The sequence below is a fragment of the Streptomyces iconiensis genome, assembly GCF_028657195.3.
GTDB lineage: Bacteria > Actinomycetota > Actinomycetes > Streptomycetales > Streptomycetaceae > Streptomyces > Streptomyces iconiensis.
The window spans coordinates 27,880-51,039 of sequence record NZ_JANCPR020000040.1 but is presented as its reverse complement, the minus strand read 5'-3'; the positions used below and the strand labels follow the sequence as shown (position 1 = coordinate 51,039).

Here is a 23,160-nt window from a genome sequence, read left to right as displayed (position 1 = left end):
GCGTGGCCTGAGAGGGCCTGGGGCGTACGGGGGCGGAGTGCGGCCGTGTGGTGTGTGGAGGTACGGCGGCGCGCGGGGCGGTCGTGAGGCGTGGGCCTCTGGGGTGAGGGACGGTCGTACGGCCGGGTGGTTACGGCGTCCTGACCGCACGAGGCGGTGGCGTGAGCGCGGGTGCGGCCGGCTTCGTGCGGGGTCAGCCGATGCCGCAGGTCGGTGCCGACCAGAAGCGGCTCGCGCGGTGGTCCAGGTGGGTGTGGTCGTCATGGCCTGGGTAGCCGGGGCCGAGAATGCCGTGGAAGCCACGGTCGCGGGCCGCCTTGGCGAGAGTGCAGAGGCTGTGCGGGCCCGCGCCGAGATCGGCAGCGTCGCCGTACAGGTGGCGGCTGCTCGGTGCCCCTCCGACCTGGTCGTTGCACGCCTTGGAGCGGAATCCGCTGGTGACGGTGATCGGCTTGTCGCCGAGTGCGTGCCGTAGTGCTTCCAGCTTCCACATGGTGCGCAGCGCGGAGGACTTGGCCTGCGCCGCGCTGACGGCGCCCCCGCTCCAGTCGGAGTTGCAGTCGTTCAGCTCGCTGAAGGTGAAGTGAGCGGGAGAGCAGTCGTCGTCCTGGAGGGCGTAGATCTTCTCGTAGGTCGGGCCGTCCGCCTTGCCGCCGGCGGTGAGCCCGTACGCCTTCTGGAAGCGTACGACGGCCGCCTTGGTGGCGGGTCCGAAGTCGCCGTCCATGGCGATCACTTCGCCGGGCGCCGGGTAACCGGCGACGCGTACCTGTAGTTGTCTCACGTCCTCGCCCGTGGCGCCCTCCGCGAGGTCGCGTTGCCATGTGTAGCAGCCGTCGGCTGCCGGGCGGGGCGCTGTGGCGGCTGCGGCGGTGCCCGTGAGCACGGTCGCCGCGAGCAGCGTGACGGCGAGGACGAGACGTAGAGGGACGGCGAGCGTGCGGCCTGGGCGCGGTGTGCGCATGGCATCTCCGTGTGCGGTGGGGACGGGGTGCATGGCAGGGCGGGCGAGGCGCGACGCGCGTAGATGACGCACGAGGCTGGCTGGCGTGTATGCGTCAACGTAGCGGCGTGGCTGGCGCATGTAAATGACGGGTCAAGTGGTCGAACCAATGGTCATGGCAAGGGCGTTGGAGACATGCGGTCGCGGTCCTGTGGGGGTGTCTCCCGGCCGGCGAGGACGGGGGCGGCTCCCCCTGGGTGCTCGCGTGCCCGGTGTGGCGCTCGGGGCCAGGCGGTCGCGCTCGGGCGTCAGGCGGTCGGGCTCAGCCGAAGAACTGGCCGGGGGTGAGCCCGACGGTGCGTCTGAAGGCGGCGATGAAGGCGCTCGTAGAGGCGTAACCGACCCTGTGCGCCGTGGACTCCACGGAACGGCCGCACGCGAGGTGTGGCATCGCCTCCTGGACGCGCAGCCGTTCGCGCCAGCGGCCGAAACCGATGCCGGTCTCGGCCGTGAAGAGACGCGCGAGCGTGCGGGCGCTGGCGCCCGCGAGGCTGGCCCAGCCGGCCAGGGCGCGGCCGTCCGCCGGGTCGGCGTGGAGGGAGTCGGCGACCAGGCGTGCACGCGGGTCGGTGGGCCAGGTCAGCGCGATGTCCCGGGCGGGAACCGGCCGGAGCAGATCGAAGAGAACGGCCTCCGCGCGGGCGCGCGCCAGCTCTTCCAGGTCCGTGAGCGACAGGTGGCCGATCAGTTCCCGCAGCAGCGGAGGAACAGCCACCACGGTCGGTTCGGTCCATGTGACCGGACAGTGTGCGGGCTCGATGTACGGGCTGCGCATCTGTGTCGCGCTCGTCGCCCCGGTCGCGTGCGGGGTGTGCGCGGGAATCCACAGGGCCATGCTCGGCGGCAGCAGCCATGTGCCGCCCGTTGTGCGCACCGTCAGCAGGCCGCTTCTGCACCAGGCCAGTTGGTGCGCCGGATGGAGATGCTCGGTGAACCAGTGGCCGCGCGCGAGCGTGAAACCGCGCACTACCAGTGCGTGTCCGGACGACGGCCCCGGCCCGGGCCCGTGGTCGCGCAACTCCGGCTGCTCCGGCACCCCTGGCTGCTCCGGGCGCTCTGGCTGCTCCGGCTGCTCACGTTGTCCGTATGGCGGCATCGGTTGGCAGCGTACGCCGTGGCGGACACGGACCGTACCGGCCTAGCGTCGGCCGTATGCCGATGAACAGAGCGCACCGGAAACTGTGCAGTTCGGAGAAGTGGGCCATGGGCGTACGGGAAAGGCTGCTCCCATGGGCGCTCGATGACGTCCAACTGGGCGACGACGTAGTGGAGATCGGCCCGGGATACGGCGCGAACCTGCGCGTCCTGGTCGAGCAGGTGCCGCGGCTGACCGCGGTGGAGGTGGACGGGCGCACGGCGGAGCTGTTGCGGTCCCAGTGGGGTGAGCGTGCCCGCGTCGTGCACGCCGACGGCGCCGCGATGCCCCTCGCTGACGGGGCGTATTCAGCCGTTGTCTGCTTCACGATGCTGCACCATGTGCCGACCGCCGAGCAGCAGGACGGCATCTTCGCCGAGGCGTTCCGGGTGCTGCGCCCGGGCGGAACGTTCGCCGGGGCCGACAGCCAGCTCAACTTCCGCTTCCGGCTGCTGCACATCGGCGACACGATGAACGTCGTCGACCCGGCGACGCTGCCCGCGCGGCTGACCGAAGCCGGGTTCACGGACGTGTCCGTCGACCTCCACCCGGAGACCGGGGGACTCCGCTTCCGGGGACGGCGTCCCTGAGCGCGAGTGCGCGACGGCGGTCCTACAGGGCGTGATTCTCGCGGGCCCGCCGTACCGGTAGCACCGCCGTTTCCGAACCGGAGCCGGCTGAGCACCCCGGCGGAGCCACCCAGGCGAAGAGGCCGAAGGCACAGAAGGTCAGGGGAAAGCTCAGTGGATGAGTTTCAGCCCCACCACGCCACCGACGATCAGCAGCAGGCACAGGATGCGGGCCACGGTCGTGGGATCCCCGAGGGCGACCATGCCGTAGACGGCGGTGCCGACGGCCCCGATGCCGACCCAGACCCCGTAGGCGGTGCCGAGCGGAATGTGGGTCACGCCGTAGGACAGACCCGCCATGCTGCCGGCGAGCGCCACGAGGAACAGCAGGGAAGGGCCGAGCCTGTGGAAGTTCTTGGACGCTTCGAGCGCGGTGGCCCACACCGTCTCCAGACATCCCGACGCGATCAGCACACCCCAAGCCAGAGCCATACCGTGCTCCCTCCGTTCGTCTCGTGCCGCCCATTGGGAGGCCGCTGTCCCTGTGATCTCCATGAATCAGGTGATCACAGGGAACACCGGGGCGCATCAAGGGGTTGCGCCCTATGGCCGGTCACCGGCACTGCCGCCCGATGCCGCTGCTGTCGCACGTCTCGTGCCGCCTCTCACTCCCGCCGTGTCGGCGGCGAGGGCTCCCCGCCGCTGTCTTCCCGCCCGGAGCCCGCTCCGGACCCCCTCTCCGAGTCCGCTCCGGATCCCCTCTCCGAGCCCGCTTCAGCGGCCTTGAGCGCCTCTTCCAGGTCCGCCCTGACCTTGGCGGCCTCATAGCGCCGGACACCGGAGCCGAGCGCCTGGTCGGCAGGTGTTGTGCTGTCCTCGGCGGCCTCGGCGACGAGGACGGTGCTGCCGGGCGGGATCCCGGCTGTCAGCTCCTCCAGAGCCGTGTTCGTCTCGATGACACGCCGGGCGTCCTGGGCGCCGCCGATCAGCCCTCCCGCGCCGAATCCGATCAGGACCCCTACGGGACCGCCCAGAAGGCCCACCAGCGCTCCGACGACCCCGCCGACGGCGAAGCCCGCCGAGTCGTAGGTGTGGTCCACCTCGCCCGGCACCTCCACATCGCCGTCTTCGTCGCGGCGGATCACCCGGGCCTCGCGCAGTTTGAGTGACCCGGCGTCGTGGGCTGCGTCGAGTGCGACGAGTGCCTGTAGTGCCGCGTCGCGCCCCCGGTCCGTGTAGTCCGCGAACAAGATGTTTTCCGTCATAAGCCCACCATCGGCGCTCACCGGGCGTACGGCATCCGCAGCCCCGGCACAGCGCGGCACAACTGGCGCAGGCAGGCCCCGACAGGTGAGGGTGAGGCCATGAGCATCGCGTTCCTCTTCCCCGGGCTGGGCTCGCAGCGCCGCGGGATGCTGCACCGGCTGCCCGATACGGCGGCATCGGCCACCGTGCTCGCCGAGGCCGAGTGGGGGCACCCGGGAGGGGTCGCCGAACTGGACACGGCCGAGGCGCTGGAGGAGTCCGAGGTGGCCCGGCATGTCTCCCTCCTCATCGCGGGGGTGGCGGGAGCCCGCGCGCTCATGGAGGACGAGGGCGTCCAGCCGGACATGGTGGCGGGATACGGGGTCGGCGGCTACGCGGCTGCCGTGACCGCTGAACTGCTCACCTTCGAGGAGGCGTTGCATGCCGCGCGGCTGCGCGGCGAACTACTGGAACGCGCCGAGGAGTCCGAGCACCTCATCGGCATCCGTATGGCGCAGCACCTCGCCACGGTCGAGCGCCGCGCGCAGACGCTGCCCTACGTGACCAGTACGGGTGGCGCATTCCTGCGCGACGATGCCAACGGCGTCTTCGACGACCTGGCCCGCTCCGTCGCGCGGCCGGTGCGGTGGGAGGACATGCGGACCGCGCTGCGCGGGGCCGGAGCAGACCTCTATGTGGAGATGCCGCCGGGGCGGACGTTGACCGCGCGCCTCATGGAGGAGGAGCCAGGGGTGCGCGTGGTCTCCGTCGAAGAGCAAGGCATCGCGGAGGCCGCCGACTTCGCCCGTGCGTCCAAGTAGCGCGCCGTCCGGTCGTTCGGGGCCCTTGTGGCGCTCGGTTGAGCCGGCGGCGCACATACGCGCGGTGGACGTAAGCCCCGCGACCTCCTTGCGAACACGTCTCGCCATAGGTTCGCCGTACGCTCCGTGGCAGCCGTACGCCTCTTGGGAGCCGTACGCCTCAGGGCAGCAGCCGCTGCTCCTTGGCGACGGACACGGCGCCCGCGCGAGTCTCCACGCCGAGCTTGTCGTAGATGCGCCCCAGATGGGTCTTGACCGTGGCCTCACTGATGAACAGGGCGCGTGCGATCTCACGGTTGCCCAGCCCCTGGGAGAGCTGTCCCAGGATGTCGAGTTCGCGTGCGGTCAGCGTGGGCCGGGGCCGGCGCATCTGGGCCATCACCCGGTGCGCGACCGGTGGCGAGAGCGCCGTGCGGCCCTCAGCCGCCGCGCGGATCGCGGAGAACAGTTCGTCGGCGCTCTCGGCCTTCAACAGGTAACCGATGGCGCCCGCCTCGACGGCCCGGGTGATGTCGGCGTCGGTGTCGTACGTGGTGAGCACCAGCACGTGCGGGGCCCCGGGGCCCGTGGCGGCGATACGCCTGGTGGCCTCGACCCCGTCCATGCCGGGCCCCAACTGGAGGTCCATCAGGACGACGTCGGGGCGGAGTTTGGCGGACATGGCCACGGCCTCCTCGCCGTTGCCCGACTCCCCGGCGATCTCGATGCCGGGCGCGCTGCCCAGGAGGGCGCGCAGGCCCGCCCGTACGACGGCGTGGTCGTCGCACAGCAGCAGGCGAACGGGCGGGGGAGAGGACGCGGTCATGCGGTGGGCTCCGTGTGGTCTGGGTGGTCCGTGCCGTTCGTGCGGTCCGCGCGGTGCGGGGATTCTGCTCGGTTCTGGCGCCCGGTGGGGTCCCCGCGCGGGGAGGGCTCGGGGCCGACGAGGGGGAGGGCGGCGGACAGGACCGTTCCCTCGCCGGGGGCGGACTCGACAGCCAGTGTGCCGCCGAGCCGCTGGACGCGGGCACGCATCGCGGGCAGCCCGTAGCCGCGTACACGGTGCCGCTGCCGTGCGGTCCCTCCGCCCGCCGCTCCCGGCTGCCGCGCGGGTCGCTCGCCCGGTGTCTCCGTGTCTGTCGTGGGCTCGCCGGAGGTGAAGCCGTGGCCGTCGTCCGCGATGTCCAGGAGCACCTGGTCGCCGAGATAGCTGAGGGTCAGCGCCGCGGTCTGGGCGCCGGCGTGCTCGCGTACGTTCGCGAGGGCGCCCTGCGCGACCCGTAGGAGCGCGGAGCGCGCGTTGTCCGGGAGCGGCGCGGGCGTGCCCTCCACGTGGAAGCGCACTTCGGGACCGCCCTGCTCCCGTTCCCGGCCCGCCAGTTCGCGCAGTGCCGTCTCCAGGGGCACGTCGCCGGCGAGGTCGGCGGGGAGAGGTCGTGCACGAAGCGGCGTGCTTCGGCGAGGTTGCGCGCCGCGATCTCGCCCGCCGTCCGCACGTGCCCGCGCGCGGCTGCCGGGTCCGTGTCCCAGGTGCGGTCGGCGGCCTGGAGCAGCATCTGCTGGCTGGAGAGACCCTGAGCGAGGCTGTCGTGGATCTCCATGGAGAGCCGTTGCCGTTCGGCGAGTGTTCCCTCGCGCCGTTCGGTGGCCGCGAGTTCGCGCCGGGTGCGCAACAGGTCGTCGATGAGGGTGCGTTGGCGCACGGCCTGGCGTTCCATATGGACGAAGACTCCCGCAGCGAGCGCGGCCACGGCGGGCGGGGCCAGCACGAGGATCGGGTCGAAACCGTCGGCCAGTTGGAGCTGTGCGGCGACGACGAACGTGGTCAGAAACGCCACCAGGGGAAGAGCGGCCCGTGCGGACAGCGTGCGCAGTCCCGTGTAGAAGAGCGGGACGGCGCACCAGGCGAAGCTGGGCGCGAGCAGCACCAGGACGACCCATGTCGCCACGACGGTGGCCAGCCAGTACAGGTGGCGTCCGGGAGCGCGAGCCGAGGCCGCGGGGCCCAGGGCGGGGCCGAGCACGTACAGCAGCGCCAGGGCGACGCTGAGCGCGAGGACCCAGGGGGTGCGGGGCTGGCCGGGATGCCGCAGCAAGAAGCGCAGCAGAGAGCCGCTCAGCAGCAGGAAGAACGCCGCATGGATGACCGGGGCCAGCCACCGGTCCGTAGGAGTGGAGACGTGACCGTGCGGCGGCGTGCCTGAGTCGCCTCGCGGCGGCGGGCCCGAGCCGCCTGCCCCGGGCTTCCGTTCCTGGTCGCGCCGGCCGCTGTCGCTGTGCACGTAGGTGTCTCCTCGCGGGTTCATTCCGGCCAGTCGTAGCCCGGCCCCGGCGACCGGCACATCGGCCGATCGGTTGACACGGGGGTCGGCCGTCCAGGGCCCAGAGGGCAGCCGCTCCGCCGACCCGGGGGAACCGTGACCGTACCCAGCATGGAGACACGGCGGACGGAACACGGCGAACCCGGTCCGCCCCCCCGATCCCCGAACTCCGAGCACAGGGAGCAGACATGTCGCAGCACACGCAGGAACCCCGTAGCCGCACGAAGAGGCCCCGTCGCGGCCGGCTGGTGGCCATGGCGGCCGTGGGCGGGCTGGCGGCAGCCGGGGTGGCCACCTTCGGCGCCGTCTCCGCCACCGCCTCGCCCTCCGCGCCGCAGACGGCACCCGTCAAGGCCGGAGCGGACGAGGGGAACCTCACCCGTACACGGCACCTGTCCGTCGACGCGGCCACCAAGGCGGCACGCGCGACGCTCGAAGCGGCCGAAAAGGAGAGCCAGAAGGTGTCCGTCGCGGTGGTCGACCGCAACGGCAACACCCTGGTGACGCTGCGCGGCGACGGCGCGGGACTGCAGTCCTACGAGTCAGCGGTGAAGAAGGGCTACACCGCCGTCTCTTGGAACGCGCCCACGTCCGAGTTGGCCAAGCGGCTGGAGAAGGCACCCACTCTGAAAGACATCCCCGGCACGCTGTTCCTCGCGGGCGGCACGCCGGTCGCGGCCAAGGGGGCACCGGTCGCCGGCATCGGGGTAGCGGGCGCGCCCAGTGGCGACCTGGACGAGAAGTTCGCGCAGGCCGGAGTGCGGGCGCTCAACAAGTAGCGGGCAGCCAGGAGGCATCCGCCCGGCCGAAGGCGTTCACCTGAGAGGCCCCTGCGGGACGCCCCGCGTCACACGTACCGGCGTACCGGCGTACCGCGCGGCGAGCGAGGAGGAAACGAGCGATGGGACGACGCCCCGTTGTGAGACGACAACCCTTTGCGAGAAGGATGATCGACAACTGCGTCCGGACGGTGAGGCCGCTCGGCACGATGGTGGCAGGAGCGCTGGGAGTCGCCGTCCTCGCGGCCTGCACGGTGCAGGAAGGCGGCTCCGGCGCCCCGGAGAAGCGCTCCCGGGCCGCGTCCTCCCCGGCGGCCTCGCCGTCACCCGACGGGCCCTCCTCGTCGTCCTCGGCGCCCCGGCCCTCGCCGCCGTCCCCGACCTCGGCACAGCTGCGGGAGGCGGGCAGGGCGCTGCTCAAGGCCGCCGAGGACGGTGACGACAAGGCTGTACGCGCGGCCCTGAAGGCGGGCGCCCGGGTGGACACACGGGACGGGAAGGGTCGTACGCCGCTGCTGCTGGCCGTGCTCGGCGACCATGTGGGCGCCGCGCGTGCCCTGGTGGAGGTGGGCGCCGACCCGGACGCGCAGGACGAGCGCGAGGACAGCGCGTGGCTGGTCACCGGCGTGACCGGCAGCGTGGAGATGGCCCGCGTGCTGACGCCGGCCAAGCCCGACTACAGCGTCACCAACCGGTTCGGAGGCACCTCGCTCATCCCGGCCAGCGAGCGGGGGCACGTCGGGTACGTACGCGAAGTCCTGCGCACTACTGGCATCAAGGTGGACCACGTCAACAGGCTCGGCTGGACCGCGCTCCTGGAAGCCGTGATCCTCGGCGACGGCGGCCGTGACCACCAGAAGATCGTCGGGCTCCCCCTGGACGCGGGGGCCTCGCCTCGCATCGCGGACATGGAGGGCGTGACGCCGCTGCGCCATGCCGAGCAGCGCGGGTACGACGAGATCGCGAAGCTGCTGCGGGAGGCCGAACGGGACGGTGACTGACCGGAGGCCGACGGGACCGGGAGGACCGGCGGGACCGGTCGGCTGAGGTGCCTGGCCGACGAACCGGGCCGGGCGACCGCGCGCCCTGTGGCGGGGTGGTTTCGCAGGGGCGCCGGTGGTCGTGACCTATGTGACCGGCGGAGCCTGCTCGGGGCGGCCCGGCCGGTGTGGCGGAGCGGATCTTCAGGGGCGCCCCGGTATTCGACGGAGGGGCTTCACGAAGCAGCGGCTCTCCTCGTGGAAGCGGTAGAGGCCGAATTTCCGGGGAGCCGGTTGGTAGCCCGAGGACGTGTAGAGCCCGATCGCCTCGGGCTGTTCTATGCCGGTCTCCAGGACCATCCGGGAGCGGCCGGTCTCCCGTGCGTCGTCCTCCAGGCAGGCGAGTATGCGTCGGGCCAGCCCCTGCCCACGCGCCTCCTGGACGACGAACATGCGCTTCAGCTCCGCGTCGCCGTCCTCGTAGTTCTCTTCGTTCCCGTCCTGCGCACGCCAGCCTCCGGTCGCCACCGGCCGCCCCTCGTCGTCGTACGCGAGCAGGTACAGGCCGCGCGGTGGGCTGAACATCGCCGGGTCCAGCGGCGTCGCGTCGCCCTCCGGGTCGCCGTACCGCTCGGCGTACTCCTGGAGCACGATTCCGTTCAGCTTCAGCGCGTCCGGATGATCGAAATGGACGGGAACGATCTGCATCCCGGCATCGTAAGGCCCGTCGGTAAGGTGCATGGATGCGCAAGGTGACAACGGTGAACGTCAACGGTCTGCGAGCCGCGGCCAAGAAGGGTTACGTGGAGTGGCTGGCGGCCACGGAAGCGGACGTGGTGTGCCTCCAGGAGGTCCGTGCGGAGTCGCACCAGCTGACTGACGCCGTGCGGGACCCGGAGGGGTGGCACGCCTTCTACGCCCCGTCCGCAGCCAAGGGCCGGGCGGGTGTGGCATTGCTCACACGTCAGGAGCCCGAGGCCGTGCGGGTGGGGTTCGGCACGGAGGAGTTCGAGGAATCGGGACGCTATGTGGAGGCGGATCTGCCCGGGCTCACCGTGGCCAGCCTCTACTTGCCGTCCGGCGAGGTGGGCACGGAACGCCAGGACGAGAAGGAACGCTTCATGAAGGCGTTTCTGCCCTACTTGTGCGACCTGCGCGAGCGGTCGGCTGCCGGAGGGCGCGAGGTACTGGTGTGCGGCGACTGGAACATCGCACACCAGGAGGCAGACCTGAAGAACTGGCGCGGCAACCGTAAGTCGTCCGGCTTCCTGCCCGAGGAACGCGCCTGGCTCTCACGCGTCCTCGACGCGTCCGAAGGCGGCTACATGGACGTCGTCCGCGGACTCCACCCCGAAGTGGAGGGGCCGTACTCGTGGTGGTCGTACCGGGGACGCGCCTTCGACAACGACACCGGCTGGCGGATCGACTACCACATGGCCACGCCCGGCCTGGCGTCCCGCGCGGTGAAGGCGTACGTGGAGCGTGCAGCGACGCACGACCAGAGGTGGAGCGACCACGCTCCCGTGTCGGCGGTCTTCGACCACTAGCCGTGCCCGGCACCACATGGCTCCCGTGGTCGTGCCCGTCACGACTCCCGTAGTCGTCCAGCACCACCTGGCTCTCCCGTGGTCGCGCCCGGAGCTGTCCGACCCCCTCCCGGCGGCTCCGGACTCGTGAGCGAGCCCCGTACCCCCGGCCGGGCTTCGTCCCCGGGCCGAACCACGTGCACGTGAGGGGCCGTTGACGGTCTTGCGGAGGCCGTGCGGCGGGGGTCAGGGTGGGCGCGCGGGCAGGGGGTCCGCGTGTCTGATGGGGAGGTCCCTTATGGCCGCTGTGACGTCTGACGGCGCTCCAGGAGAGCGCAGTGGGTCCGGTGGGTCCGGTGTTTCCGGGAAACCGGTCGCGCTGCCGCACACACGCGTGGGCGAGGGCGCACACCATGTCATCGCCGTACACGGCTGGTTGTGCGACCGGACCTCCTACGACGGGATCATCGGTGACCTGGACGAGCAGACGTTCAGCTACGCCGTACCCGACCTGCGCGGCTACGGGGAGGCGAGGTCCACACCTGGCGCCTGCACCACATCGGAGGCGGCGGGCGACATCCTCGCGCTGGCTGACTCGCTCGGGTGGGACCGCTTCTCGCTCGTAGGGCACTCGATGGGCGGCGCCATCATCCAGCGCGTACTGGTGGCGGCTCCCGAACGGGTGCGCCGGATGGTGGGCCTCGCGCCCGTACCGGCGAGCGGAGTGCCCCTGCGGGACGACCGGTGGGAGCTGTTCGCGGGTGCGGGCGAACGCCCGGAGAACCGCAGGGAGATCATCGACGACACCACGGGAGGCCGCTGCCCGGCCGCGTGGCTCGTCCGTATGGTGCGCGCTTCCACTCAGCGCTGCGACCCGGCAGCTGTCAGGGCGTGGCTCGACTCCTGGGCGCTGGAGGACTTCCGTGACCAGGTGCGGGGTTTCCAGGTACCTGTGCGGGTGGTCGTGGGGAGCGAAGACCCGTCGCTGACGGCCGAGGTGATGCGGGCGACGTGGCTCCAGTGGTACGAAGCGGCCGAACTCGTCGAAATGAACGGCGCGGGGCACTACTTGATGGACGAGACGCCTCTCGGTGCCGTCCGCGCCGCCGAGGACTTCCTCCGCGCGGACGGCGGCGAGTGAGTGCCGCGCATGGCGGCATACGGGCACGCGGGCGACGGGCGCGGACCTGACGGACGCGGACCTGCAGGACGTGGACCTCACGGGCGCAGGGGCGATGGGCACGGAGGAGGCGCCGGGTGAGCCCGAGAGCCGGGCCTGCCGGCCGCGCGGGTGAGCCAGGCTCCGGCGGTGTCCCCGACGTCTTCGATCCCCGTGTGTACGCCTCCGGCATCCCGCACGACGCGTTCCGCACGCTGCGCGCCAGTCGTCCCGTCGCGTGGCAGGACGAGTACGAGGTGCTCGGCTGGCCGGAAGGGCCGGGCTTCTGGGCGGTGACGCGCCACGCTGACGTGCTGCGCGTCCTGCGCTCGCCCGGAGAGTTCTCCTCCCATGAGGGCGCCACCCAGATCCGCGATCCCGACCCGGACGACCTGTCGTTCATCCGGCGGATGATGCTCAACCAGGATCCGCCGGCACACAAGCGGCTGCGCACCCTCGTCAGCGGTGCCTTCACGCCCCGCCGCGTGGAGCGGTTCGAGGCCGACGTACGGGCGCGTGCGCGGCGGCTGTTCACGGCGGCGCGCGACGAGGCGCGGCGGCGGGGGAGTTGCGACCTGGTCGCCGCCGTCACCGACGACTTCGCGCTGCTGAACCTCGCTGACCTGCTCGGCGTCCCCGCCGGCGACCGTGGCCTGCTCCTGGAGTGGACGGAGCGCGTCATCGGCTACCAGGACCCGGAACAGGCCGTGACCGTGCTGGGACCCGACGGCCGTCCCGCCAACCCCCGTTCGCCCGCGATGCTGCGCGAGATGTTCGACTACGCGCGGGATTTGGCGGCCCACAAGCGCGCACATCCGGCGGACGACGTCCTCACCTCGCTCGCCCACGAACTGACCGGCCCCGAACTGGAGATGTTCTTCTTCCTGCTGACCGTCGCGGGCAACGACACGGTGCGCAGCGCGGCACCAGGCGGCCTCCTCGGGCTCGCCGAGAATCGGACCGCACAGGACGCTTTGAGGGGCCTTGTGCGGGCCGGGGACACCGCCGGCGTCTCTGCGGCCGTCGAGGAGCTGCTGCGCTGGCACACGCCCGTTCTGAGCTTCCGGCGCACCGTCGCCCGGGACACCGAGTTGGGCGGGCAGCGCCTCAGCGCCGGAGAGAAGATCGTCGTCTTCCACGCCTCGGCGAACTACGACGAGCGCGTCTTCGCCGCCCCGCACACCCTCGACCTCGCCCGCGCCCCGAACCCCCATCTCGCCTTCGGTGAAGGCCCCCACGTCTGTCTCGGCGCGCACTTCGCCCGCCTCCAGCTCCGCGCCCTCCACGAGGAGGCCGCCCGACTGCTGCCGCCGTACGAGCGGCTACCGGGCCCCGGGGGCGAGGTACGGCGGCTGGTCTCGAACTTCATCCACGGGGTGAAGGCGCTGCCGGTGCGTCTCGCGGCGTAGCGCGTGCCGTGGGAATCACGGGGCCGTGAAAGCCACGGGGCCATGGGGGGTCACGGGCGTCGCGGGCGTCACGAAGGCAACGGGGGCATCGGGTGCAGCCGGGGCAGTCGTCGGGCTCGGCGTAGCGGAAGGGCCGGAGGCGCGGTCCGCCTCCCCGCTCCTGGGCGACTCCTCTCCTTGCGTGCGGTCTGCGCGTCCGCCCACGCGGTCTGGGCCTTCGCTCATGTGGTCAGCCGCTCCGCTCCCGCGGCTCGCGTCTCCGTCCACAAGGGGCGCTCCCCGGTTCGTAAGGGGCACTCCACCGCACCCAAGCGGTGCGCCTTCGCTCGCCAGAGGCACGCCTCCGTGTGCGCGGGACGCTCCCGCGTTCACGGGTGTTCTGCTCACCTGGAGCACTCGTACGCGGGATGAAGCGAGTTCGTCGCCAGGGAGGCCGGCGACGAGCCATGTGTGGGCGAGCGAGGCCCACGACCGCCAGGGCAGTAGAGCGAAGTGGGCCGCGTTGAGCGCTACTTGCGTGACTTCCGGAGCCTGCAGGCGCAGCCAGCAGCGGCTGCCGAGGTGGGCGCCGGTCACCAGCGCCCCCGGGTTGCGAGCGGCCAGGTCCTCCGCCGCCGGCTCGCCGCTGCCCCGTTCCAGGAGGACGTCGGCCATGGCCGGCCAGGGCGCGGCTGCGGGCAAGCGCACCCGTAGATGCGTGTCTTCGACGAGACGGTCCGGCGTGCACGCGGAGCGCAGGGTGACCCGGACGCGGCGGACCGCGGCGTGTCCCGTGGTCACCATCGCGGCGCGCAGCGGCCGTGGTCCTTCGATGTCCAGCAGCAGTGCCGTCATGAGCCCCCCAGTAGTGTCGCGAAACCGTGGTGTGCGACGGTCGGCCGACCGACCTGGCGTGCCTACCCGTGCCCCCGTGGAGCCTGCCTTGCGGGAACCTTGTGTTCCTGTTGCGGCAGGCCGTGCGCCTCCCGCCGCGCACCCGTGCGCCCCTGCCCGCTCCCCCTCGACCGGGAGCAAGAGTGAGGGAGCAGACGCACACATGTACGGGGGGTCAGAGGCTCGACGCCGGTGGACTCCCCGTTCCCACGGGCTCAGCCCGTACGGCCGGTCTCCGCCCGTACGGCTACGGCCGGGCCTCGCCCGTACCGCCCGGCAGAGCCCGGCAGACCCGGCAGAGCCCGTAGCGAAGGCCGGACACCGTGGAAGACGGACAGACCGCAGGGGGGCGTCGGTGAGATTCCTCGCGCTGGGAAGCCCTCTGGAACTCTGGGAGAACAACCAGCAGATCGAACTGGGATCGGCGAAGTCGCGCGGCGTGCTCACCGTGCTGCTGTACGCGCGGGGCGCGTCACTCCCCAGCCACAAGCTGATCGAGCGCGTGTGGGGGGACGAACCGCCCGCCAAGCCGCAGGAGTCCCTGAACCCCCTTGTCTCGCGGCTGCGGTCCGTACTGCAGCACGCGGTGGGGGACCAGGTGAGCATCGACCGCCCCGCCTCCGGGCTCTACCAACTGGCCGTGGCCGACGAGGAATCCGTGGACCTGTGGTGCTTCCAGAGGCTGAAGCGGGACGCCGCAGCGGCGGCGGCTCGCGGCGACCGCGAACTCGCCATCGGCCTGCTGAACACGGCGGACGCGCTCTGGCGCGGCGAACCGTTCGCCGAACTCCCCTCCGAATGGGCCGGTTCCGTCCGCGCGCGGCTCGAAGAGGAACACCGGCGCGTGCGCGAGGAACGCATCCGCCTCCAGCTCGAACTCGGCCGCCACGCCGATCTGATCGGTGAGTTGTACGAGATGGTCGCCGAATACCCCCTCGCGCAGAAGCAGATCGGCGCCCTGATGACCGCGCTCGACCATTCCGGGCGTACCGATGAGGCACTCGCCGTCTACCGTGACCTGCGGCGCCGCCTGCGGGAGAGCCAGGGGATCGAACCCAGGGCCGAGCTGCGGGCTCTGCACACCCGCCTGCTCCAGGGAACCGGCGCCCCTGAGCGCCCGGCCGCGCGCCCGGTCCACCCCTCTGCCCCCGTCGGAGCGCCCGACGCGGCCGGTGCCACCGCGACAGCCGACGACACCGGCCTCACCCCTGTGGCCAGGGCGGCGGTTGGTGCGGGAGGTGCTGTCGATGCTTCCGGCGCGGCCGAGAAGACACGTGCGGCCGAGGAGACACGTGCGGCCGAAGAGCCACGTGTGGCCCATGAGAAGCGTGCGGCCCGTGGGCCCCGAACGGCCCACGGGACCTGCGGGGCACGCCAGAACCCGGCCGCCCGCGGCACCCGTACGTCCGCTACGGCCCCGGCCGGTACGGCGCCCTCCGGAACGGTGCAGTCCGCTACAGCCCCGTGCACACCGTCCCCGGCCCCCACGGCTCCGGCCGCAGCCCCCGCGCCCCACCCCGGCGAGGCGTCCCTCAGCCCCCGTAACGCCGCGCCGCCCCCCAACAGCCTTCCGCGCGACGTCCGCGACTTCACCGGAAGGGCCCACGAACTCGCCCTCCTCACCGCCCCCGCCCCTGCCGGAGAGAGCGCCCTCCCGCTGACCGTCGTGCACGGAATGGCCGGAATCGGCAAGACCACCCTGGCTGTGCACGCAGCGCACAGGCTCACAGCCGAGTACCCCGACGGCGCCTTCTACGTGGACCTGCGCGGCTACAGCGAGCAGCAGCGCCCCTGTGACCCCGCCGAAGTGCTCGGCATCCTGTTGCGTGCCGCGGGCGCCACCGATCCCGCGCTGGAGAACCCCCAGTCGTCCTCCCTGGAGGCCCGCTCAGGGCGCTGGCGCGAGTGGACGGCGCGACGCCGGGCCCTCCTTGTGCTGGACAACGCCAAGGACGCGGCACAGGTGCGTCCCCTGCTGCCCGGGGCTGCCACCTGCCGGGTACTCGTCACCAGCCGCAGTGGCCTCACCGCGCTCGAAGGCGCCGACTTCCTCTTCCTCGACGTGCTGCACACAGGGGACGCCGCCGCGTTGTTCGCCCGTGTCGTGGGGGACGCGCGGGTACCGGACCTGGCCCAGGTGCACCGTGTCGTCGGCGCCTACGACGGGCACCCGCTCTCGCTCCAGATCCTCGCGAGCGGCTTCCGGTACCGCCAGTCATGGGACCTCGGACATCTCGTCGAGCGTGTCGAGCGGGCCGACGACCCGCTCGACGAACTCGACGGCGACGTCGTCGAGTCGGCCTTCCGGCTCTCCTACATGGCGCTCGAAGCGCCGGCCCAGCGGCTCTTCAGGCGTCTCGGTCTCCACCCGGGGCCCGACCTGGACCTCGGCGCCGCGCGGGCGCTCGCCGACGCGGACGGGGACCCGGCGCTCAGCCGTACGCTCGCCACGCTTCTGGACCATCACCTTCTGGAGGAACCCGTCTGCGAACGCTTCGCGCTGCATGACCTGACCGCCGCGTTCGCCCGTAGGGTCTGCCGCGCCGAGGAGTCCGCCGGTGCGCGGCAGGAAGCGCTCGACCGGCTTCTCGCGCACCACCTCACCGCCGCCGACCGCGCTGACCGGCTCACACATCCGCACCGGCGCAGGATCGCGCTGCCGGTGGAGCAACGTTCCCCTCACGCACCGGACTTCGCCGACGCGGACGAGGCCGCGGTCTGGCTCACCGTCGAACGGGCCAACCTCCTCGCCCTCGCCCGCACAGCCACCACCGAGTCCCCCGCCCACGCGGCCCTCTTCCCGCACGTCCTCGCCCCCTCCCTCAAGCTCTGGGGCGCCTGGGACGTGGCAGCGGAGCTGCACGCGGCGGCGGAGGCCGTGCTGAGGGAAGACGGTCCGCGGGAGGTGCTGGCGCGGACGCTGGTGGAGCGCGCGGAAGTGCTTGCGCAGGATGCGCACGCCGAGGCGTTGCGCTGCACCTGCGAGGCGTACGACATCTTCGAGTATCTACGGGACGAGCACGGGCAGGCCCACGCCTGCTTCCAGATGGCCCGGGCCCACTTTGCGGCAGGCCGCATGCCCGACGCGCTGCGCGCCCTGGGCCGTGCGCTCACGCTCTCCCGCGCGGGCGAGGACCGCGCCCTGGAGGCGAACGTGCTGAACGTGAGAGGCGTCGTGCTGCACAAGCTGGGGCTGCCTCAGGAAGCCCGTGAGCAGTTCCTCGCCATGCTGGCTCTGCACAAGGCTACGGAGGACCTCTACGGGCAGATGCGGGCCATCAACAATCTCGGCGAAGTGTATCGCCATGAGATGCGCTACGAGGAGGCGCGTGCGCACTTCGAGAGGTCGCTCGAACTGGCGCAAGTGGTCGGTGGGCGCCAGGAGAGGGCGAACCTTTACAACAACCTGGGGATGGTGTGCCAAGCCATGGGGGAGACGGACCGGGCCCTGGACTACCTCCGGAACGCCCTCGCGAGCTACCGGGACAGCCACGATCCGCGAGGCGAGGCCGACACGCTCAGTGGCCTAGGCTCCCTCTTCGCTGCGGACGGTCGGCACAGCGAGGCCCTGTGGCACTACACGCGTGCCGAGGACGTTGCCCGGCGGATCGCGGCCCCCTGTGAGCAGCAGACGGCACTGATCGGGATGGGTACCGCGCGGCGGGCACTCGGGCGTTACGAGGAGGCACTGACGGCCTTCCAAGAGGCCCTGGACGGCGCGCGCTCCGTGGGGGCACCACGGGAGATGGCCCATGCCCTGGACGGGATCGCACGCACGCTCCTGATCACGCAAGGCGCGCCCTCCGCGAAGGGATTCGCGAAGGACGCGCTGAGGCTCTACGAGCGGCTCGGTTCTCTGGAGGAGGCAAGGGTGCTCAAGCACTACCTTGAGGAACCAGGAGAGACCGGAGCCTGAAGAGCCGCCGTTATGCCATGGGGGCAAACCACATGAAGATGGGCGGGAACGCCTCCTCTTCGGCAGCGTGGGGACGGTGGTCGGCCATGGCGATCGAGCTGTTCAACGGGGCTCCTCCTAAAGCGAGTTGACCAATTAACAGGCCGCAGACTAGCCACTCTTTTGTGTCTACGTGCGGGTAACGCTGACGTCTCCGACCCCTACATGTGTTCGAGGTGCCCCTGTGTTGCTCTTGCCGGGGCGCCGTCACTCCCCGCCCGACGAACCCTCTCCCGCCCCCCGCAGCCATTCCTCCAGTTCCGCGCGGATGGTGCGGTCGAGGGAGAGGCCGAGTTCGGCTTGGACGACGTCGCGGGCGATGGGGCCGACGCGGGTCAGTAGGTCGTTGAGGTGGTTGGGGTCGGTGGTGTCCTGGAGGGGCAGGAGGTGGTCGCGGAAGAGGCGCGCGAAGAGGCCGGCGATGACGTCCGTCTGGGTGCGCAGTTCGCGGCCGGCGGCGAGGACGGCCGCGAGGGGGATGCCCTTGGCGACGAGTTCCGCCGAGGCGTCCAGGAGGCGGCGGCTGGTGTGGACGAACTCCTCGCCGTCGACGGCGACATAGCCGATGTCGAGTGAGGCGGCGAGGTTGTCGACGGTGACCTCGCCCTGGAAGTAGTCGGCGAGTTCCTCGGGCGTGAGTCGTACGGGCGTCTCGTCGGAGATCGGGGTCGTCAGGGCCGCCCCGTCGAGGCCGAGGACCTCGGCAGCCGTACGTGCGTCGCGGCCCTTCTCGAAGGCGCCCAGTAGGTCGGCGATGCCGCCGAGGGTGTGGCCGCGTGCCAGCAGTGCCGTAATGGTGCGCAGGCGGGCGAGGTGGTGTTCGTCGTACCAGGCGATACGGCCCTCGCGGCGAGGCGGCGAGAGGAGGCGGCGCTCGCGGTAGAAGCGCAGGGTGCGGGTGGTGATGCCGGCCGCTTGCGCCAGTTCGGCCGCCCGGAACTCCCGCTTCCCTTCCCCGGGTTCCTCCGGCATGCCGGGCCCGCCGGAGGGGTGGGGGTAGGGGTCGTCGAGTATGCCGGATTCGGGTGGGCGGCTTCGGGGTGCGTCCGGCCCGCCGTTGGGTGTGCCAGATGCGCTGGGTGCGCTGGGTTCGCCGGACATACAAGGTTCGTCAAGCCCGCTCGGTTCGCCGGACATGCCTGGCTCGCCGCGTCCGGCGGGCTCGCCGGGCGGGTCGGGTGTGCCGGTCTCGCCCCGTCCGCCTGGTGTGCGGGGTGCGCCGGGTGTGCTGGGGGTGCGGGGGTCGTCGTCGGGTGTGCCGGGTGCGCCCGGCTCGGGGGCGGGTGTGCCGTGCTTCCGGGGGGAGGCCGCACCTCCGTCGTCAGTTCTTGGTTCGTCGTTCGCGCTCGCCACGGTGCCAGCCTATGCGGCCGTATCGCGCCGGGAGGCTGGTGCAACCGGCGGTAACTTTCCCTGCGCCGACCCCTACCCATGAGTATGCGACTGCTCTACTCTCCGAAAGGTGCCAGTGATTACTGGCGCGGTCTGGATGGCCGTGGGCGGCACTGGTGGACCGCACTGGACGGCAATACACCCCGGGAGGCGGCGGAATGGCGGCCGAGCACGAGCAAGAGCACGTACGGGTGGCGGTGATCGGATCCGGATTCGGCGGCCTCGGAGCGGCCGTCCGTCTGCGCCGCGCGGGAATCACGGATTTCGTCGTTCTTGAGCGCAGGGAGGCCGTCGGCGGCACCTGGCACGACAACACGTATCCGGGCTGCGCCTGCGACATACCGTCGCACCTGTACTCCTTCTCCTTCGCACCCAACGCCGAGTGGCCGCGCGCGTTCTCACCGCAGCCCGACATACGCGCGTACCTGGACCGGGTGGCCGACACCTTCGGGCTGCGGCAGCACATCAGGTTCAACACCGAGGTACAGCAGATGAGTTGGGACGCGGAGGAGCTCCACTGGCGCGTCGAGACCTCGGGCGGCACCCTCACGGCCGACCTCGTCGTCTCCGCGACGGGACCCCTGTCCGAGCCGAAGCTGCCGGACATACCCGGGCTCGACTCGTTCGAGGGCAAGGTCTTCCACTCGTCCACCTGGGACCACTCCTACGACCTGCGAGGCAAGCGCGTCGCCGTCATCGGCACCGGGGCCTCGGCGATCCAGATCGTTCCCGCCATCCAGCCGGTCGTCGGCGAGCTGACCGTCTTCCAGCGCACGCCCGCCTGGGTCATCCCGCGCAACGACCGCCGCATCTCGGGGTTTGAGAAGAAGCTGCACGCCAAGTTGCCCGCCACCCAGAAGCTGCGCCGTTTCGCCCTGTGGGGCGTTCGGGAGCTGGAGACGCAGGTCTTCGCCAACTACCCGGCCCTGCTCCCCGCGTTGGAGAAGGTGGCGACCGCGCACATGAAGCGCGCGGTCAAGGACCCCGTACTGCGCCGCAAGCTCACTCCCGACTACCGCGTCGGCTGCAAGCGCACGCTGCTGTCCAACGACTACTATCCGGCGCTCGCCCAGTCGAACACCGACGTGATCGACTCCGGGCTCAAGGAGATACGCGGCAACACGCTCATCTCGGCCGACGGGCGTGAGGCCGAGGTCGACGCGGTCGTCTTCTGCAGCGGCTTCTACGTTTCCGACATGCCGGTGGCGCACCTGGTGAAGGGCGCCGATGGGGAGACGCTTGCCGAGTCCTGGGCCGAGGACGGCATGAACGCGCTGCGCGGTACCACGACCACGGGGTTCCCCAACTTCTTGTTCGTCATAGGGCCCAACACCGGTCTCGGCACCAGCTCGATGATTCTGATCATCGAGGCCCAGCTGAACTACATGGTCGACTACGTGCGCAAGCTGGACACCCTGGGAGGCGGCGACAAGGCCGCGCTGGACGTACGTCCCATAGCCCAGCACACCTTCAACGCGAAGCTACGGGAACGCATCAAGAGCAGCGTGTGGGAGACCGGCTGCACCAGTTGGTACCTCGACGCGCAGGGCCGGCCCGTCGCCGTCTGGCCCGGCACGACGGCCGAGTTCCGTAAGGCCACCCGCGAGGTGTGGCTGGAGGAGTACGAGGTGCTGCGCGCCCCGCGCCCCGGCGGGCAGCCCGCGCGCCGCAGGGCGCCCCTGCTCGCGGGCAGCGTCAGCAGGGGTGCGGCGACCGACGCCTTCCACACGGCGGAGGACGCGCGATGAGCCGGCTCACCGGGAACCAGGAGTCCACGGCGAAGGGGCTCACCGGGATGTACGCGCCGACCGTGCCCGCGCGGGAGTTCACCGCGCGCTCGGGGGACGGCGTGCGCTTTCCCGTCGAGGTGCACGGCGATGCCGCCGATCCCGCTGTCGTTCTCGCGCACGGATGGACCTGCTCGACCCTGTTCTGGGCGCCGGTCATACGCGAACTGACCGCGAGCGGACTTCGCGTGGTCGTCTACGACCAGCGCGGACACGGCCGCAGCCCGGCAGCGGCGACGCCTCAGGCGTACACCACAGCCATGCTCGCCGACGACCTGTGCGCCGTCCTCGACGTCGCGCTGGAACCGGGCGAACGGGCCGTCATCGGTGGGCACTCCATGGGCGGCATGACCCTCATGGCCGCCGCGGGGCGTCCGCAACTCGCCGAGCACGGCGCCGCGTTGATGCTGTGCAGTACCGGTGCGCAGCATCTGACCGGGCAAGCGCGAGTGATACCCCTGCGCTCCGAGCGCGCGCGGCACGTCGCACACCGCGCGCTGCTCGGCGCCAGTGCGCCGCTGGGCCCCGTCACGCCGCTGACCCGTAAGGCACTCGCGTACGGCACGCTCGGGCCCCGGCCCCTTCCGGAGACCGCCGAGGCCACAGCGCGGATCGTGCACGCCTGCCCCACCGGCGTACGTTCCGCGTGGGGCGGGGTGCTGGCGGGGCTCGACCTGGCGGCGAAGGTGCCGTACCTCAAGGCGCCCACCGCCGTTGTCACCGGTACCCGCGACCGGCTCACGCCCCTCCCGCACGCCCGTCGTCTCGCGGCGATGCTCCCTGACTGCACCGGGGTCCACGAGCTGGAAGGGCGCGGGCACATGACACCTCTGGAGGAGCCCGGGTCGGTGAGCGCCGTGCTCACCGGGCTGGCCAGAGACCACCTGACCGGGGCCACACAGGGATCAGCCGCCGCCACGACCATGAAGGAGAGCGCATGAGCCGGGTCAGCCTGGAGGGGCAGGTCGTCGTCGTCACGGGCGGCGCACGCGGAGTCGGCGAACTACTGGCGCGCAAATTGGCCGCAAGAGGAGCACGGATCGCGCTTCTCGGGCTGGAGCCCGAGGAACTCGCGCGGGTGAGCGCCTCCTTGCGTACCGAATCCGGCCACTGGCATGTGGACGTCACCGACCACGAGGCCATGGCCCAGGTCGCGCGGGAGGTCAAAGAGCGCTTCGGGAAGGTCGACATCGCCATCGCCAACGCGGGTGTCGCGGTGGGCGGTCCCTTCATGGACTCCGACCCCGTCGCCTGGCGCCGGGTCATCGAGGTCAACCTCATCGGCGGCGCCGTCACAGGCCGCGCCTTCCTGCCCGTACTCGCCGAATCGCGCGGCTACTTCCTCCAGATCGCCTCGCTCGCCGCGATCACGCCGGCGCCGATGATGTCCGCGTACTGCGCGTCCAAGTCGGGCGTCGAGGCGTTCGCGCACAGCCTGCGCGCGGAAGTCGCCCATAAGGGAGTGCGGGTCGGCGTCGGTTACCTGAGCTGGACCGACACGGACATGGTGCGCGGCGCCGACGCCGACGAGGTCATGCGCGACGTACGGCAGCGGCTGCCGTGGCCGACCAACAAGACGTACCCGCTGGGGCCCGCCGTCGACCGCATCGTCGCGGGTGTCGAACGCCGTTCACCGCACGTCTACGCGCAGTGGTGGCTCCGCGGTATGCAGGCCATCCGCGGCTACCTTCCGCCGCTCATAGGCGGACCTCTCGGGCAGCGCGAAATGCGGGCCGTCGCTCCGCGGATCGCGGAACATGGGGTTCCCACGGGGCTTTTGGGGGTGGGCGGGGACGCCGATGAAAAGGCGCGCGCTTCGCGCTAGACGCCGCCTGTTTGTGGGGTGTGTGCCGGCCCGTTCTTCTTGCGGGGTCGGTGCGTGCCCCACCTTCGTGTGCCTCCGCCGTTGCCACTTGCTCCACTTCGTGTGCCTCGGCGCTGCCGCGTTCCTGCTTGCTGCTGCTCCGCCGCTGCTGCGTCCTGCCGCTGCTGTGCGCTGCGGCCGTTGCGTACCAACGTCGTTGCGTCCGTCGCCGTTGCCTCCCGTCGCCGTTGCCTCCCGCCGCCGTTGCCTCCCGCCGCCGTTGCGTCCGCCGCCGGTGTGGGCGGTGGCGCCTGTTGCGTGTGCCTCCGCTGCGTGGTGGCCTGCAGACCGTGGCCGGTGCGGTCGTTGCCGGTAGCGCTGGTGTTGGCACCGCCGGGCTGCGGTCGTGGGGTTCTCGCCGTC

19 protein-coding genes and 1 pseudogene are annotated in these 23,160 nt (G+C 71.6%); 12 read left to right on the top strand and 8 right to left on the bottom strand.

Annotated features, from left to right (window positions below):
- Nucleotides 1–193 precede the first annotated feature (193 nt).
- Together NMN56_RS31680 and NMN56_RS31675 are read right to left on the bottom strand one after the other, a co-directional pair.
- The gene (locus NMN56_RS31680; protein ID WP_274046889.1) at nt 194–964 is read right to left on the bottom strand and encodes a D-Ala-D-Ala carboxypeptidase family metallohydrolase; all 771 of its coding nucleotides are present in this window, start codon (nt 962–964) and stop codon (nt 194–196) included.
- A 301-nt stretch (nt 965–1,265) separates the two neighbouring features.
- Nucleotides 1,266–2,039 carry an AraC family transcriptional regulator gene (locus NMN56_RS31675; protein ID WP_283742527.1) on the bottom strand — a complete coding sequence of 258 codons (774 nt, stop codon included), beginning with the start codon at nt 2,037–2,039 and terminating at the stop codon, nt 1,266–1,268.
- 116 nt (nt 2,040–2,155) lie between these two features.
- On the opposite strand from NMN56_RS31675, the gene NMN56_RS31670 reads away from it, so the two are divergent.
- Nucleotides 2,156–2,728 carry a class I SAM-dependent methyltransferase gene (locus tag NMN56_RS31670; RefSeq protein WP_274046892.1) on the top strand — a complete coding sequence of 191 codons (573 nt, stop codon included), beginning with the start codon at nt 2,156–2,158 and terminating at the stop codon, nt 2,726–2,728.
- A 150-nt stretch (nt 2,729–2,878) separates the two neighbouring features.
- Here NMN56_RS31670 and NMN56_RS31665 read toward each other — a convergent pair whose 3' ends face one another.
- Both NMN56_RS31665 and NMN56_RS31660 read right to left on the bottom strand, forming a co-directional pair.
- A complete protein-coding gene (locus NMN56_RS31665; protein ID WP_283742526.1) occupies nt 2,879–3,199 on the bottom strand; it encodes a DMT family transporter in 321 nt (106 codons plus the stop codon).
- A gap of 173 nt (nt 3,200–3,372) precedes the next feature.
- Nucleotides 3,373–3,972, bottom strand: coding sequence for a DUF1269 domain-containing protein (locus NMN56_RS31660; RefSeq protein WP_274046893.1), 600 nt, complete (start codon nt 3,970–3,972; stop codon nt 3,373–3,375).
- Nucleotides 3,973–4,071: 99 nt separating this feature from the next.
- Between NMN56_RS31660 and NMN56_RS31655 the strand changes: the two genes are divergently transcribed.
- Nucleotides 4,072–4,773, top strand: a complete 702-nt coding sequence (locus NMN56_RS31655) for an ACP S-malonyltransferase (protein ID WP_274046895.1) — start codon at nt 4,072–4,074, stop codon at nt 4,771–4,773.
- Nucleotides 4,774–4,933: 160 nt separating this feature from the next.
- Here NMN56_RS31655 and NMN56_RS31650 read toward each other — a convergent pair whose 3' ends face one another.
- Together NMN56_RS31650 and NMN56_RS31645 are read right to left on the bottom strand one after the other, a co-directional pair.
- On the bottom strand, nt 4,934–5,578 hold the full coding sequence (locus tag NMN56_RS31650) for a response regulator (protein WP_274046897.1): 645 nt from the start codon (nt 5,576–5,578) through the stop codon (nt 4,934–4,936).
- Nucleotides 5,575–7,058, bottom strand: a pseudogene (locus NMN56_RS31645) (sensor histidine kinase). The gene NMN56_RS31650 and the pseudogene NMN56_RS31645 overlap by 4 nt, the downstream one beginning before the upstream one ends.
- 269 nt (nt 7,059–7,327) lie before the next feature.
- On the opposite strand from NMN56_RS31645, the gene NMN56_RS31640 reads away from it, so the two are divergent.
- Nucleotides 7,328–7,852 carry a GlcG/HbpS family heme-binding protein gene (locus NMN56_RS31640; RefSeq protein ID WP_274046967.1) on the top strand — a complete coding sequence of 175 codons (525 nt, stop codon included), beginning with the start codon at nt 7,328–7,330 and terminating at the stop codon, nt 7,850–7,852.
- A 392-nt stretch (nt 7,853–8,244) separates the two neighbouring features.
- The gene (locus NMN56_RS31635) at nt 8,245–8,853 is read left to right on the top strand and encodes an ankyrin repeat domain-containing protein (RefSeq protein WP_274046968.1); all 609 of its coding nucleotides are present in this window, start codon (nt 8,245–8,247) and stop codon (nt 8,851–8,853) included.
- Nucleotides 8,854–9,036: 183 nt separating this feature from the next.
- On the opposite strand, the gene NMN56_RS31630 is transcribed toward NMN56_RS31635, so the two are convergent.
- Nucleotides 9,037–9,540 carry a GNAT family N-acetyltransferase gene (locus NMN56_RS31630; protein WP_274046899.1) on the bottom strand — a complete coding sequence of 168 codons (504 nt, stop codon included), beginning with the start codon at nt 9,538–9,540 and terminating at the stop codon, nt 9,037–9,039.
- A 35-nt stretch (nt 9,541–9,575) separates the two neighbouring features.
- On the opposite strand from NMN56_RS31630, the gene NMN56_RS31625 reads away from it, so the two are divergent.
- The 5 genes from NMN56_RS31625 (at nt 9,576) to NMN56_RS31610 (ending at nt 17,715) form a co-directional block, all read left to right on the top strand.
- Nucleotides 9,576–10,379, top strand: a complete 804-nt coding sequence (locus NMN56_RS31625; protein ID WP_274046900.1) for an exodeoxyribonuclease III — start codon at nt 9,576–9,578, stop codon at nt 10,377–10,379.
- A gap of 277 nt (nt 10,380–10,656) precedes the next feature.
- Nucleotides 10,657–11,499: an alpha/beta fold hydrolase gene (locus tag NMN56_RS31620; RefSeq protein WP_274046901.1), complete on the top strand. Its 843-nt coding sequence runs from the start codon at nt 10,657–10,659 to the stop codon at nt 11,497–11,499.
- On the top strand, nt 11,450–11,653 hold the full coding sequence (locus NMN56_RS43410; protein WP_430542759.1) for a pentapeptide repeat-containing protein: 204 nt from the start codon (nt 11,450–11,452) through the stop codon (nt 11,651–11,653). The genes NMN56_RS31620 and NMN56_RS43410 overlap by 50 nt, the downstream gene beginning before the upstream one ends.
- Nucleotides 11,616–12,926, top strand: a complete 1,311-nt coding sequence (locus tag NMN56_RS31615; RefSeq protein ID WP_274046902.1) for a cytochrome P450 — start codon at nt 11,616–11,618, stop codon at nt 12,924–12,926. Before NMN56_RS43410 ends, NMN56_RS31615 begins: the two co-directional genes overlap by 38 nt.
- Before the next feature lie 1,228 nt (nt 12,927–14,154).
- Nucleotides 14,155–17,715, top strand: a complete 3,561-nt coding sequence (locus NMN56_RS31610) for an AfsR/SARP family transcriptional regulator (protein WP_274046905.1) — start codon at nt 14,155–14,157, stop codon at nt 17,713–17,715.
- 246 nt (nt 17,716–17,961) lie between these two features.
- Here NMN56_RS31610 and NMN56_RS31605 read toward each other — a convergent pair whose 3' ends face one another.
- Entirely contained in the window at nt 17,962–18,726 is a 765-nt protein-coding gene (locus NMN56_RS31605; protein ID WP_274046970.1) for a MerR family transcriptional regulator, read from the bottom strand.
- Nucleotides 18,727–19,304: 578 nt separating this feature from the next.
- On the opposite strand from NMN56_RS31605, the gene NMN56_RS31600 reads away from it, so the two are divergent.
- From NMN56_RS31600 to NMN56_RS31590, 3 genes are read left to right on the top strand one after another with little or no spacing between them, the layout of a single operon-like run.
- The gene (locus tag NMN56_RS31600) at nt 19,305–20,894 is read left to right on the top strand and encodes a flavin-containing monooxygenase (protein ID WP_274046906.1); all 1,590 of its coding nucleotides are present in this window, start codon (nt 19,305–19,307) and stop codon (nt 20,892–20,894) included.
- Nucleotides 20,891–21,874 carry an alpha/beta fold hydrolase gene (locus tag NMN56_RS31595; protein WP_274046907.1) on the top strand — a complete coding sequence of 328 codons (984 nt, stop codon included), beginning with the start codon at nt 20,891–20,893 and terminating at the stop codon, nt 21,872–21,874. The genes NMN56_RS31600 and NMN56_RS31595 overlap by 4 nt, the downstream gene beginning before the upstream one ends.
- On the top strand, nt 21,871–22,758 hold the full coding sequence (locus NMN56_RS31590; RefSeq protein ID WP_274046909.1) for an SDR family oxidoreductase: 888 nt from the start codon (nt 21,871–21,873) through the stop codon (nt 22,756–22,758). The genes NMN56_RS31595 and NMN56_RS31590 overlap by 4 nt, the downstream gene beginning before the upstream one ends.
- Nucleotides 22,759–23,160 lie beyond the last annotated feature (402 nt).